At 71.5% G+C, this 12,433-nt stretch carries 11 protein-coding genes; 7 read left to right on the top strand and 4 right to left on the bottom strand.

The features are described 5' to 3' along the window. Window positions 1–3 precede the first annotated feature (3 nt). From JYJ93_RS24675 to JYJ93_RS24665, 3 genes are read right to left on the bottom strand one after another with little or no spacing between them, the layout of a single operon-like run. Window positions 4–759, bottom strand: coding sequence for a sugar transferase (locus JYJ93_RS24675; RefSeq protein ID WP_206795215.1), 756 nt, complete (start codon window positions 757–759; stop codon window positions 4–6). Continuing rightward, window positions 756–2,606, bottom strand: coding sequence for a hypothetical protein (locus JYJ93_RS24670; RefSeq protein WP_206795213.1), 1,851 nt, complete (start codon window positions 2,604–2,606; stop codon window positions 756–758). The genes JYJ93_RS24675 and JYJ93_RS24670 overlap by 4 nt, the downstream gene beginning before the upstream one ends. A gap of 14 nt (window positions 2,607–2,620) precedes the next feature. After that, window positions 2,621–2,947, bottom strand: a complete 327-nt coding sequence (locus tag JYJ93_RS24665; RefSeq protein WP_206795211.1) for an STAS domain-containing protein — start codon at window positions 2,945–2,947, stop codon at window positions 2,621–2,623. 135 nt (window positions 2,948–3,082) lie between these two features. Here JYJ93_RS24665 and JYJ93_RS24660 point away from each other — a divergent pair, with 135 nt between their 5' ends. Genes JYJ93_RS24660 through JYJ93_RS40670 form a run of 4 tightly spaced genes read left to right on the top strand, consistent with a single transcriptional unit; the run spans window position 3,083 to window position 7,576 of the window. Then, the gene (locus JYJ93_RS24660) at window positions 3,083–4,312 is read left to right on the top strand and encodes an alkaline phosphatase family protein (protein ID WP_206795209.1); all 1,230 of its coding nucleotides are present in this window, start codon (window positions 3,083–3,085) and stop codon (window positions 4,310–4,312) included. After that, the gene (locus JYJ93_RS24655; protein ID WP_206795207.1) at window positions 4,309–5,481 is read left to right on the top strand and encodes a glycosyltransferase family 4 protein; all 1,173 of its coding nucleotides are present in this window, start codon (window positions 4,309–4,311) and stop codon (window positions 5,479–5,481) included. Before JYJ93_RS24660 ends, JYJ93_RS24655 begins: the two co-directional genes overlap by 4 nt. Then, entirely contained in the window at window positions 5,481–6,686 is a 1,206-nt protein-coding gene (locus JYJ93_RS24650) for a hypothetical protein (protein ID WP_206795205.1), read from the top strand. Before JYJ93_RS24655 ends, JYJ93_RS24650 begins: the two co-directional genes overlap by 1 nt. After that, the gene (locus JYJ93_RS40670; RefSeq protein ID WP_206795203.1) at window positions 6,683–7,576 is read left to right on the top strand and encodes a glycosyltransferase family A protein; all 894 of its coding nucleotides are present in this window, start codon (window positions 6,683–6,685) and stop codon (window positions 7,574–7,576) included. Before JYJ93_RS24650 ends, JYJ93_RS40670 begins: the two co-directional genes overlap by 4 nt. Window positions 7,577–7,580: 4 nt before the next feature. On the opposite strand, the gene JYJ93_RS24640 is transcribed toward JYJ93_RS40670, so the two are convergent. Further along, window positions 7,581–8,771, bottom strand: a complete 1,191-nt coding sequence (locus JYJ93_RS24640; protein WP_206795201.1) for a glycosyltransferase family 4 protein — start codon at window positions 8,769–8,771, stop codon at window positions 7,581–7,583. Between the two features lie 177 nt (window positions 8,772–8,948). Here JYJ93_RS24640 and JYJ93_RS24635 point away from each other — a divergent pair, with 177 nt between their 5' ends. The 3 genes from JYJ93_RS24635 to JYJ93_RS24625 are packed head-to-tail and all read left to right on the top strand — an operon-like array spanning window position 8,949 to window position 12,429. After that, window positions 8,949–10,202, top strand: coding sequence for a glycosyltransferase family 4 protein (locus tag JYJ93_RS24635; RefSeq protein ID WP_206795199.1), 1,254 nt, complete (start codon window positions 8,949–8,951; stop codon window positions 10,200–10,202). Beyond that, complete coding sequence (locus JYJ93_RS24630) at window positions 10,199–11,023, top strand: PIG-L deacetylase family protein (RefSeq protein ID WP_206795197.1); 825 nt, start codon at window positions 10,199–10,201, stop codon at window positions 11,021–11,023. Before JYJ93_RS24635 ends, JYJ93_RS24630 begins: the two co-directional genes overlap by 4 nt. Further along, a complete protein-coding gene (locus JYJ93_RS24625; protein ID WP_206795196.1) occupies window positions 11,023–12,429 on the top strand; it encodes a hypothetical protein in 1,407 nt (468 codons plus the stop codon). The genes JYJ93_RS24630 and JYJ93_RS24625 overlap by 1 nt, the downstream gene beginning before the upstream one ends. Window positions 12,430–12,433: the final 4 nt, after the last annotated feature.

Raw genomic sequence — 12,433 nt, 5'->3', positions numbered from 1 at the left:
TTGCTAGTAGGCCCCTCGGCCGGTGAGTACCGCGGGAATCGTCCTGGCCAGGATGCGCAGCTCCTGCCGCGGAGTGACGCGGTCGATGTACTCGAGGTCCAGCGACACCTGCTGCTCGAAGGAGAGGTCGCTGCGGCCCTCCACCTGCCACAGGCACGTCAGCCCGGGTCGCACCTCCAGCCGGCGCAGCTCGCGGGCGCGGTACTTCGCCACCTCACTCCAGAGCGTCGGGCGCGGGCCCACCAGCGTCATGTCCCCTCGCAGCACGTTCCAAAGCTGGGGCAGCTCGTCGATGCTGTACTTGCGCAGCACGCGGCCCACCCGGGTGGTGCGCGGGTCCACGCGCAGCTTGAAGCGCCCGCCGTCCACCGCGCCCGGCACCTGGGCGGCCAGTCGCGCCTTCTCCGCGTCCGCGCCCACGCGCATGGTGCGCAGCTTGAGGAGCTGGAAGGGGCGCCCGTGCTGACCGATCCGCTCCTGGCGGAAGAGGACGGGGCCGCGGCTGTCGAGCTTGATGAGGACGGCCGTCACCAGCAGCAGCGGAGAGACGAGCAGCAGGCCAACGCCCATCGCCAGGATGTCGATGAGCCGCCGCAGCACGGGGCCCAGCTCGACGGACAGCAGCGCCAGCGCTTGGCTCGCGCGCCGCGCCTTGGCCCGCATGCGTGCCGCGCGTCCGCGCAGGGCGGGGGGCAGGGCATCCCAGTTCCGGCGGAGGGCGGGCGGCTCGGTGATGAAGCAGAGAGAGGTCGTCTTCATGTCGTTGCGGCTCCCTGCGCGGCGCCCTTCGACGCTGCGGCCCCGGACCAGAAGCCCGGCACCTCGCCCACGCGATCCGGAGCGGTAGCAAGGTCGGTGCCGAGCCCCACCACCACCAGTCCGATGCGCCCCTCGCTCCCGAGCAACCGCCGCAGCGCCACCAACTCGAAGAGCGAGTGCGCGCCCGACGCGACGAGCACGAGCACCCGGTCGCACTGGCGGGCCGCGCGGCGAAGCGCCATGGCGCGCTCCGCCTCCTCCCATGGCACCACCCGCGCATCCTGCTCCGGGACGCCATCCCGGGCCGGGACGTTCCCCGCCCCGAGCCGGGACAGCAGCTCCCGCGCCGGCCCGGCCTGCGCCGCCGTCAGGGGCAACAGCAGCGTGGTGCCCTTCGCCTCGTCCAGCGCGGCGCGGAGGTCCGCGGCGAGATCCTCCAATCCTTCGGAGGTGGCGGGCCACGTCGTGGCGGCCACCACCGGGCCGTGGACCCAGAAGGAGAGCTCTGCCGGCGTCCACAACCTGAGGCCGCGCAGCGCGGAGGCGCCGAGGGCCACCGCGGCCAGCAGCGCGAAGAGGGGCGGCAGCAGGAGGGCCACCAGGCGGCGGTAGGACTTCGAGGGGAGCAGCGGCGGGGTGGCGGGGGTGAGGACGCGCAGCTCCACCTGCGGTTGGCGCACCTCGCTCTCCACCACCTTCTGGCGCGTCTTGAGGTCCGCCAGGCGCGCCGCGGTGAGCTGGACCTGCGCGAGCAGCACGCTGGCCTGGCCCTCGATGGAGGACAGGCGGGTGATGCGGTCGCGCACCGAGGACTCGACCTCGGCGTAGGAGCGCCACTTCTTCTGGGCCACCTCGCGCTGCGTGTCGACGTCGATCAGGCTGTTCTGGAGGAAGGTCCACGCGGGGTTGGTCCCCACCACGCGGTCGGAGATGGTGCCCCTGTCCGGCGAGGACTCCAGGGCCTGGACGGCGCTGGAGAGTCCCAGCACCTCCGGGTGTTCCTCGGAGAGGCTCGCCTTGCGGGCGGTGAGCTCGGCGCGCAGCTCGGCCAGCTTGCGCTGCTCGTAGTGGCTCTCCGTCTCCGAAAGCACCACCTTGCCGGGCTGCTCGCGGGCCGCCTGTTTCAGCAGCGCGGCCTTGGCCTCCGAGGACTCCGCTTCGATCCGGAAGCGGTTCATCTCGGTGCGCAGCCGCGCGGCCTCCTCGATGGCGGCCTGCCGGTCGAGCGTGAGGTCCGCGATGCCGGTCTCCCCTCGGAAGCGGTCGTACTGCGCCCGGGCCTCCTCCAACTGGGCCTGCACCTTGTCCACCTCCGAGGTGAGGGCCTGGAGCTGCTGCTCGGCCCGGGTCCGCTCCGAGTCCCGCCGGCTGTCGAGGAACACCCGCGTCATCATGTCCGCGAGCCGCGAGGCCTCCTCGGGGCTGTCCGCGATGGCGGAGAGGGTGAGGATGTTGGAGTCGCGGGCCACGGCGATGTCCAGCCGCCGCGCCAGCGCATCGAGCGTCATGGGCAGGCGCGCGCGCTTGCGCAGCTCCTCCAGGTTGTTGGGGAGCTTGAGGGTGTCCATCAACGTCTGGATCTCCCGTTCGGGAGAGGTCACCGCGGAGACGTGCACGGGTTCCCACAGCAGGACGGTGCGCGCGGTGAACTCGCGGGGCACCACCGTCTTGGCCAGCGCGACGCTCAAGAGGGTGCCCGCCAGGAAGACTCCCGCGATGACGCGCCAGCCGCGCCGCAGGACCCGGGCGATGCGCAGGGGATCGATGGGGTGGCCGGAGCGCCCTGTCTCCTGCCGCATGCGCGGCGCTGGAGCACCCGGCTCCGCGCCTTCTTCCAGTGAGAACATCCCGGGCGTCTCCGTCAGCCTGCGGCCCTGAGGACCTCGGCGGCGTCCTCGTGGAGATCGAAGATCTCCTCGAGCCTCAGCGCCTGGAGGATGAACCGCGCGGAGGGAGCGGGGCTCAGCAGCACGAGGCGGACGTGCCCGGGCGCCCGCCGCGCCAACCGCACCAGGGTGTCCGCGGCGCGCGCATCCAGCCGTGAAACGCGGCGCAGATCGATGAGCAGGGTGGTGACTCCCGTGGCGAAGGCCCGCTGGGCATCCCCGAGGAGAAGAGGAGCTCCGACGTCGGCGAGCTCGCTCTCCGTGGGCGTGAGGGTTCGAACCGCGGCGCTGGAGTGCTCCATGGGGACGGGCCCGGTGCACGGTGAATGCCAGCACTGCTGCTGGCGTGCTTCTGGCAAGCGCGGCCCCGCATGACGCGCCTTCGCTTCCTCGCGATGGACGTGAGCGCGGCGTCCCTCTCGCAATGAGACAACACCATGTCCCGCAATGAGATGCGTCCATACGGAGACGGCACCGAGGCGCCGGTGGGTGGGCCCGTCCTGGCGCGCCCCTCCGGTCAGCGCCGCGTCCTCGTCGTCTTCGTCGATGCGCTGGGCCCGTCCCAGTTGGAGTCCTTCGGAGGGCTGGGCGGGCTGCCCCACCGGGGCAGGCTCCGCGGCATCCTCGGCTATTCATGCGGAGCGCTGCCGACCATCCTCACCGGGACGCCCCCGGAGCGGCACGGGCGGATGTGCCTCTTCGCCCACGCGCGGAACGATGGAGACGGGGTGCTGTCGCCCCTGAGATGGCTGGGGCTGTTGCCGAAGCTGGTGCACGAGCGAAGCAAGCTGCGGCGCGCGGCGGCGAGGGTGCTGCGGAAGACCGCGGGACTGACGGGGTACGTGGACCTGTACCGGGTACCGCCGGAGCTGTTCCGCTGGCTCGACCTGCCGGAGCGGGAGGACCTGTTCAACGCGGAGCGCATCGGCGGGGTGGAGACATTCCTGTCGGAGGCGAGGCGCGCGGGCATGCGGGTGTTCGCGGCGCCGTGGCAACTGCCGGAGGAGGAGCGCTGGGCGCATACCTGCGCGGTGCTGCGGGCGCGCAAGCCGGACCTGGCGTTCGCGTACGCCACGGAGCTGGACGGAGCGCTGCACCGCGCGGGCAACGGCAGCCGGGAAGCGCGGGCGGCGGCGGGTCGCGTCTCCGAATGGATCCAGCGGGCGGTGGAGGCCATGCGCGCCGGGGGCGGCGAGGTGACGACGGTGGTCGTGGGCGACCACGGGATGGCGGACATCCGCGATGTGGTGGATCCGCGCCGGCTGCTCCGGGATCTGCGCGGGACGCGGCTGTTCGTGGACAGCACGATGATGCGCTTCTGGGGAGAGGAGCCCGTGCTGGCGCGGGCGCGTGAGCGGGTGGAGGCGCATGGGCTGCGGGGGCGGTGGCTGGACGAAGGGGCGCTGAGGGAGCGGCGGGCGCCGGTGCGTGGAGCGCCGTATGGGAGGGCCCTCTTCGTCCTGGAGGAGGGCGCGCTGTTCGCCCCCAGCTTCGTGGGAGGCGCGATGCGGGGGATGCACGGCTACGACGTGGACAGCCCCTCGGCGTACGCCGCCATCGCCTCGGATACATCATTGCCCGGAGGCCATGGCGCGCTGGTGGATGTGGCCGGGTGGGTGCGCTTGATGCTCGGGCTGGGCGGGAGGACGCCATGGGCAGGGGCTTGAGGGTCGCATGGATCAACGACGGCGCCAGCCCCTTCGGCGGCGCCGAGCGCTACGTGCGGGAGACCGCGCGGGAGCTGGGCCAGCGGGGCGTGGAGTCGCTGCTCTTCTACGACGTGAACGTCACGCCGGATCCGCATCCGGTGATGCAGGAGCCGTTCGCGGGCGTGTTTCCCATCGTGGACCTGTCGCGGCAACTGAGGGAGCTGGAGCCGGACGTCGTCTACGTGCACCAACTGGCGAGCTTGACGGCGCAGCGCGCGCTGCTGGAACAGCCCGCGCCGGTGGTGCGCTTCTTCCATGACCATCGGCTGTTCTGTTTGCGCGAGCACAAGTACACGGTGCTCGGGAAGCAGACGTGCACGAAGACGGTGGGCGCGGCCTGCTACCCGTGCCTCGGTTTCCTGGGCCGCTCGGAGGCCTGGCCCGGGCTGAAGCTGGCCTCGCTGCGGGGCCTGAGAACGGAGCAGGCGCTGGCCCAACGCCATCACGCGTTCGTGGTGGGATCGCGGTACATGGCCGAGCACGTGGTGGCGCATGGCTTCGAGCGCGAGCGGATGCACGTCCTTCCGCTGTACGCACAGGTCCCGCCAGCGCCACAGTCGCCCGTGGCGCGTGAGTCGGATTTGTTCCTCTTCGCCGGGCAGCTGACGGCGGGCAAGGGCCTGGACGTGCTGCTCCAGGCCCTGGCGCGCACCACACGTCCCTGCCGGCTGGAGATCGCGGGGAAGGGGCGGCAGGAGCCGGAGCTGCGCGCGATGGTGGACGGGCTCGGGCTCTCGGGGCGGGTGAGCTTCCTGGGCGCGTTGGCGCCCGAGTCCCTGTCCGCGCTGTATCGGCGCGCGGCGTGTGTCGTCTTCCCGAGCCGCGCCCCGGAGACGTTCGGCCTGGTGGGCGTCGAGGCGATGGCGCACGGCACGCCCGTCATCGCCAGTCTCGTGGGCGGCGTGGGCGAGTGGCTGACGGACGAAACGGGGCGGGGCGTGCGGCCCAATGATCCACGGGGGCTCGCGGCGGCGATGGACTGGATGATGGCCGGGCCGGACCGGCGCGAGAGGCTCGGGGAGAGCGCGCTGAGGGTCTACCAGGAGCTCTTCACCCCCGAGCGGCACGTGACACGGCTGCTGGCGCTGCTGGAGTCCGTGGCGCGCGCGGGAAGGAGGGCTGCGTGATGGACGGACGCTTCACGTTGAAGGGCTCGGCCGAAGTGGAGGCGCGCATCGCCCAAGTGGTGGGCGAGGCCGCGAACGTCGTCGATTGGCACGTCCCCCGGAGCGCGCTGCGGACGCTGGCCCTCATGGGCGGCTACGGGCGCGGCGAGGGCGGCGTGGACCGGCGGGACGGAGCCGAGCGGCCCCACAACAACCTCGACTTCCTGCTGGTGCTGGAGCGGGCGCCACGCGCGGAGCTGAAGGCGGAGCTGGACGCCGCGCTGGAGCCGCTGCGCGAGCGGCATGGCCTGGGACTGGATCTGGGCATCATCACGGCGCGGGCGTTGCGGAGGTCCCCGTGCCTGGTGATGTGGTACGACATGCGGTTCGGCCACAAGACGGTGGCGGGCGATGCGTCGTTCCTGCCAGGGCTGAAGCACTTCACGCGCGACGCCATCCTCCCGGACGACATTCGGAACCTGGCGGTGAACCGGGGGACGCTGCTCGTCATCAACGAGGCGCTGCGGGACCAGGGCTCGCTGGGTGGGGAGGCGCGGCGCACCATCCTCCGGCACACGGCGAAGGCCATCATCGGCTACGGCGACGCGCTGCTGTACTTCCTGGGAGCGTACGACTGGAGCTACGTCGAGAAGCGGCGGCGGATGGCCGGTCGGCGCGACGTGCCGGACGGCTTCCGACGGCTGTACGACGAGGCGAGCGCTTTCCGCCTGGAGCCGGATGACACGCGCTTCGCCGGGCGCGAGCTGGGGCCCTGGATGGACGAGGTGCGGGCGAGGCTCGCGGACGTGCACCTCGTGTGTGAGGCCGCGCGGCTGTCTGTGCCCGGTTTGAGCTGGGACGGGTACGTCGAACGGACGCTGAAGCACTCCTTGCGAGAGGGCGGCTTGCGGCCGGGGGTGTTGCTACGGCGGGCCCGGAACGCGGTGCGGTTCCGGCCAGAGGTCTCGCCGGAACTGGGGCTCCGGGCCCGGCTGGGATTGAGGCTCGGTGGACCGCGCGGAGTGCTTGCGGCGGCGTTTCCATTCGTGGCGTTCGGCGTGGGAGAGACCGAGGGCGCCGGGTTCGCCCGGACGGTCCTGGGCGCGGCGAGCTCCTCGCCAGCGGACCTGCGGCACGCCTATCTGCGGTTCTGGAGCGAGTCCGGAGACCCCAACTTCACGCACGTGGCGCGGAAGCTCGGCCTCGTCCTGGAGGCGGGTTCATGAAGCGCAAGGTCACCGTCATCATGCGCTCGAAGGACTCGGCCTGGGTCATCGGACAGGCGCTCTCCGGCCTGTGCTCGCAGGCGCGCCGGGACTTCGAGCTCCTCGTGGTGGACTCGGGCTCCCGGGACGCGACGCTGGACATCGTCTCCCGCTTCCCGGCACGCCTCATCCGCATCGAGGCGAAGGCGTACTTTCCAGGCGCGGTGCTCAACCGGGCCATCCGCGAAGCCACGGGAGACCTCGTCGTCTTCCAGAACTCCGACGTGGTGCCGTTGACGCCTGAAGCGCTGGACCGGCTGCTGGCGCCCATCGAGCGCGGGGAGGCGGACGCGACGTTCGCCCGGCAGCTTCCGCGGCCGGAGGCGCACACGTGGGTGCGGCGCGATTACGCGGTGGCGTTCCCGGAGAAGGGAGAGGCGCCACCCTGGATGACGTACTCCCTGCCATTCGCGGCGATGACGCGCGAAGCGTGGCGGAAGCACCCGTTCTACGAGGACGCGTGGGGCTCCGAAGACACGGAGTGGGGGCACTGGGCGCGCAACCACGGGCTGCGGGTGCGCTACGTGCCGGACGCGTTGGTGATGCACTCGCACAACTACACGCTCAAGCAGTTGTATGGGCGCCGCTTCATCGAGGGTGAGGCGGACGCCTTCATCCTGGGGGACCGCGCGTCGCTCATGGGGCTGGCCCGCCGGGTGGGGACGTCATGGGCTCGGGATGCGGCCGTGCACCTCCAGGCGCGTGACGCCGCGGGCCTGGCGCTCTGCCTCCCTCGGCGGCTCGTGTACCACTGGGCTTGGTGGAAGGGTCACCAGTGGGGGGAGAAGCGCCTGCGGAGTGGGAACACCGACCCGAGCCTCGGTCAGCAGGTGGTGCTGCGGAGGCAGTGAGCCTTCACCGCACCGTGGTGGCCGCCGCGCGCCGCAGGAGCTGCTCGAGGCAGCGGACGTAAGCATCGAGGGATGCGTGCCTCCTCACGATGTCGAGCGCGCGTTGGACGAGCGCCTCCTGCGCCAAGGCATCCCGGTGGAGGGCCGCGAGCGTCCCGGCGAAGGCGTCCCCCGTGCAGGCCTTCACCAGCAGGGACGCATCGTGCCGTTCGAGGAAGTCGCGAGCGCCACCGCTGGGGGAGGCCGCCACCGGCAGACCGCAGGCCATCGCCTCCAGGTAGGTGAGGCCCTGGCCCTCGTGCTCCAGCTTCGACGCGAACAGGAGCGCGTCCGCGTCCCGGTACAGCGCGGGCAGTTGCTCGCGAGGCAGCTTGCCGGCCCAGGTCACGCGTCCGTCCACCCGCAGCGCTCGCGCCCGCTGACGCAAGGCCGCAAGGTAGGCCGGCTCGTCCGCCGCGCCCGCCAGCGTGAGGGTGGCCCGCAGGCCGCGCTTCTCCAGCTCCGCCAGCGTGTCGATGGCCACGTCCGGGGCCTTGCTCGGGTGGAGCCGGCCGACGAAGAGCAGCCGGGGTTCCGGGCGCATGGGCCGGAAGGGCCGCGCGGTGAAGCAAGAGAGGTCCACGCCCTGCGGCTGCACCACGCCGGAGCCCAGCGGCACGCCGGCCGCGAGAGCCGTGCGCCGGACCGCGTCCGAGAGCCACGCGACCGCGGCGGGCTGGATGCCTCTCCACGTCCGCGAAGGCACCAGGAACTCATCGAGCAGACCGCCCAGCCGGGCCCTGGGCCGCGCGTCCCGCCCCACGCTGAACGCCACCGGCCAGTCGTCGTTCACCGTGACGACCACGGGCACGCCAGCTTCCTGGAGCGCCCGCAGCGGCGCGAGCCCCATCCGTCGCTGGCTCATGACCAGCACCGCGTCCGGCCTTCCGTGGACGCGCAGGTAGCGGCGCACCGCCGCCGTGTTCAGCGCGCCGGCCACGAAGTGACGAAGGCGATCCCGGCCCGCGGACCGGCCGAAGCGACGTGCCAGGTACAGCGTGCGCAGCACGCGTCCGGCCTCCGAGCCATCGCCGGTGGTGAGCACCTCCACCGCGTGTCCTCGCCGCTCCAGCGCCTCCACGACGTCCCGCGCGAGCAGCTCGTAGCCACCGAGGACATCAGGGGGGTACAGGTTGGTGAGGACGGTGACCTTCACGCGCTGACGCTTCCTCCGCTCGGGTGCGGGCGCCACTTTGCAGGGGGCATGCCGCCGCGCGAGGCGCTCCTCCTCGTTTGAGATAGCGCGCATGTCTCTCTTTGAGACGTCTCCAAATGGGCCAGGTTGGAGGTGGGGCGGTGTGTCTGGTCCGCGAATTGCGTGAGGCCTGCGCCCATGATTGTCGTGGAGCGTCCGGCGCAGCGCGTGGTGCACGTCCTTCGCAAATACAATCCGAGGGAGTGGGGCGGGACGGAGACGCACGTCGTGGAGGTCACACGGCGGCTGGCGCGGTGGGGCTGGGGCCCGGAGGTGCACGCACCCGGTGGTCCTTCGGAGCCGGATGGCGCGCTGGGCCCCGAGGTGCCACTGGTGCGCTTCAGGGCCTTCAATCCCTTCATCGGCTCGGCTGAGAAGCGCAAGGCGCTGGTCGCCAACGCAGGCAATCTGATCACCTTCGATGAGCCCCTCCGGCTCGCGCGCGACCGGGGCCTCGCCCTGGCGCACCTGCACACGGCCGGGCGCATCGGTGGCGCCGTGCGGACCGCCATGCGCCTCACGGGGCGCCCGTATGTCCTTTCGGTGCATGGGCCCCTGCTGGCGCAAAGGGAGCAGCTGGCGCGGGACACCGCACGGCGGCACTCAGGGGGCATCGACGTGGGGCAGCCCATCGGAATGCTGCTCGGCGCCCGGCGCGTCCTCCACGACGCCGCGCGTGTCATCACCTTCAACGAGGAGGAGCGGCGCGCCCTGTCCGAGGTGGTGGGGGCGCGGGTGGTGCGGATCGACCAGGGCGTCGACCTGGAGCGGCTGGCCTCCGGGAGCGCAGCCCGAGCGCGCGAGCGCTGGCCACGGTTCGCGGGCGTGCCCCTCGTCACCTTGGTGGGGCGCATCACGCCGCAGAAGAACCAGCTGCTGGCCATCCGGGCCTTCGCCGCGGGAGCACCCGAGGATCATCACCTCGTCCTCGCGGGCGCGGTGGTGGACGCCGACTACCAGGAGCAGTTGAGGCGCGAGATCGCGGCGCTGGGCCTCGGGGCGCGCGTCCATTTGCTGGGCAACCTGGACGCGGAGACGGAAGTCCCGGACCTGCTGGCGCTCACCCGGCTGGCGCTGATGCCGTCGGTGCATGAGGCCTTCGGGCTGGTGGTGCTGGAGGCGTGGGCGGCCGGCCGGCCGGCGATGCTGGCGGTGCACTCGGGGCTGGCAGACCTCGCCCGCGCCATTGGCGATGAAGGCTTGAGCGTGCCGACGCTGGAGGTGCGGGACTGGGCCGCGGCGCTGCATCAGGCGCTCGCCCATCCAGAGCGGCTGGAGGTTGCGGCGCGCGCGGGCGCGGAGCTGGTGCGCCGGCGCTTCGGCTGGGACGCGGTGACGCGGAAGCTCGAGGCCCTCTACCAGGCCGTCCTCGAAGAGGGAGTGCGGCGATGATGAACGGGACCCCGGTGCGGCGGGCGCTCCGTCGCTTGCAGCGGATGTCGTTGGAGCGGCGGGCCCGCGCGTTCGACGCGGACGCACTCCGGCGTCCGGCGATGGTGTTCGCGCCGCACCCGGATGACGAGACGCTGGGCTGCGGGGGCACCATCCTCCAGAAGCGGCGCGTGGGGGCGACGGTTCGCATTGTCTGCCTGACGGATGGCGCCGGTTCGCATCCGTCCCTGCTGCCGGGCGACGAGTTGAAGGCAATGCGGGCGCGGGAGGTGCGGGGCGCGGCGAAGGTCCTGGAGGTGGAGGAGAAGGACGTCTTCCTGCTGGGCTTTCCCGACCGCGAGCTGGACGCGTGCCGCGAGGCGGCGGTGGCGCGGGTGGCGGAGCTGCTGTGGCGGCATCGGCCGGAGCAGCTCTTCGTCCCGTACGCCCGGGGCGAGCACCCCGACCATGTGAGCACGAACCTCATCGTGCGCGAGGCGGTGGAGAGGGTGGGGCTGCCGGTGACGTTGTACGAGTACGCGGTGTGGGCCTGGCGGCACTGGCCCATGGTGGGCTTCGAGGAGAGCCGGCGGTCGTTGCTGTCGGTGGCGGTATCCACGCGGATGGGGCTTTGGATGGCCAGGGAGTTCCGGACGAAGGTGCTCATCCGGGACGTGCTGGCACGGAAGCGCGCCGCGCTGGCGAGTCACGCCTCGCAGATGGAGCGTCGTGTCGCGGAGCCGCGCTGGCACACGTTGGAGGACGTAGACGGGGGCGAATTCCTCGCGTGCTTCTTCGAGGACTACGAGCTCTACCGCCGCATCGACATCGCGGCGCGCTGATGGAGACGAAGTCCCTCATCTTCCTGAGCCTGTGCACGGTGGCGATTCCGGCGGGGATCGCCGCCGTGGGGAGGTCTCCGCGACTGAAGCACCTCTGCGCGGGCCTGCTCATCTGGGGCACGACCCACTACTCGGCGCGGACCATCAACTTCTTCAGCCGCGAGTGGTACCGCGGCACCACCCGAGGCTTTGAGTTCTGCTGGCTCGACTTCCTGTGGATCTTCCTGCTCGCGGACGAACTGCGGAAGCGCCAGCCGGGCCAGCGGCTCGGGGTGCCCTGCGCGCTCGTGAGCATGGTCGTCTTCATCGTCTACAACGCGGTGAACATCCTCCTCTCCGAGCCCCAGTTGTTCGGCCTGTTCGAGCTGTCGAAGATGGTCCGCGGCCTCATGGTGTACGTGGCGGTGGCGTACTACGTGAAGAACGAGCAGGACCTGCGCCGCATCGTCACGGCGCTGGCCATCACGATCATCTACGAGTGGTTCTGGGTCATCCACTCCCGCGTCGTGCTGGGGCACGCGCGGGCGGATGGGACGCTGTTCCACCCGAACACGCTGTCGATGTTCAACCTCATCGCCGTCCCGGTGCTGCTGGCGGTGGCGCTCTCGGACGTGGGGCCCCGCCTCCAGCGCCTGTGCGGAGTGGCCACCTTCCTGGGCTCCTTCTCGGTGCTGTGCACCGTGTCGCGCGCGGGGCTCGTCTCGCTCGGGCTGCTCCTGGTGGGGGTGGCCCTGACGTGCGGAGCGCTGAAGCCCACCCCGAAGATGTTCGCGGTGTCGTTCGCGCTGTTCCTCGCGGCCATCCCCGTGGGGCTCAAGCTGGCGCCGTCCTTCCAGGCCCGCTTCGAGTCAGAGGGTGGACTGTCCAAGGAGTTCGGAGGCAGGGAGTACGAAGGGCGCGGCACGTACGTCTATCTCGCGCGGCTGATGCGCGAGGACCATTTCTTCGGCGTCGGGCTGAACAACTGGTCCTACTGGGTCTCGAACACGTACGGCAGGAGGCTCGGTTACGGCTACCTCCCCTATACGGGTACCGACGAGGCACCGCCGGACGGGCCCATTCCGGCGGGTTCGAACGTGGACGCGGCGCAGGCGCCTCCGGCGCACAGCCTGTATCAGATTACGCTGGGTGAGACAGGCTGGCCCGGAGTCATCCTGTTCGCGGGTGTCTGGCTGCGCTGGTTCACGATGAGCGCCAGCTTCTTCTTCAGCCGTTCGTCCGCGTTCCGCTCACGCTTTGGGATTGGAGTCTTCTTTGGCCTGCTAGGCGCCTTCGTCCAGAGCCTCTCCGAGTGGGAGTACCGGCAGACGCCGCTCCTCTTCCTGCTGCACATCCTGCTCGGAGCGCTCGCGGCCGTGTACCCGGCCCGCCCGTCCGTGATGGCCAGGCGGGCCTCCGCGGCGTGACGCC

The organism is Corallococcus sp. NCSPR001 (assembly GCF_017309135.1).
Classification (GTDB): domain Bacteria; phylum Myxococcota; class Myxococcia; order Myxococcales; family Myxococcaceae; genus Corallococcus.
The sequence above is the reverse complement of the archived record's forward strand: the minus strand, read 5'-3'. Positions and strand labels throughout refer to the sequence as shown.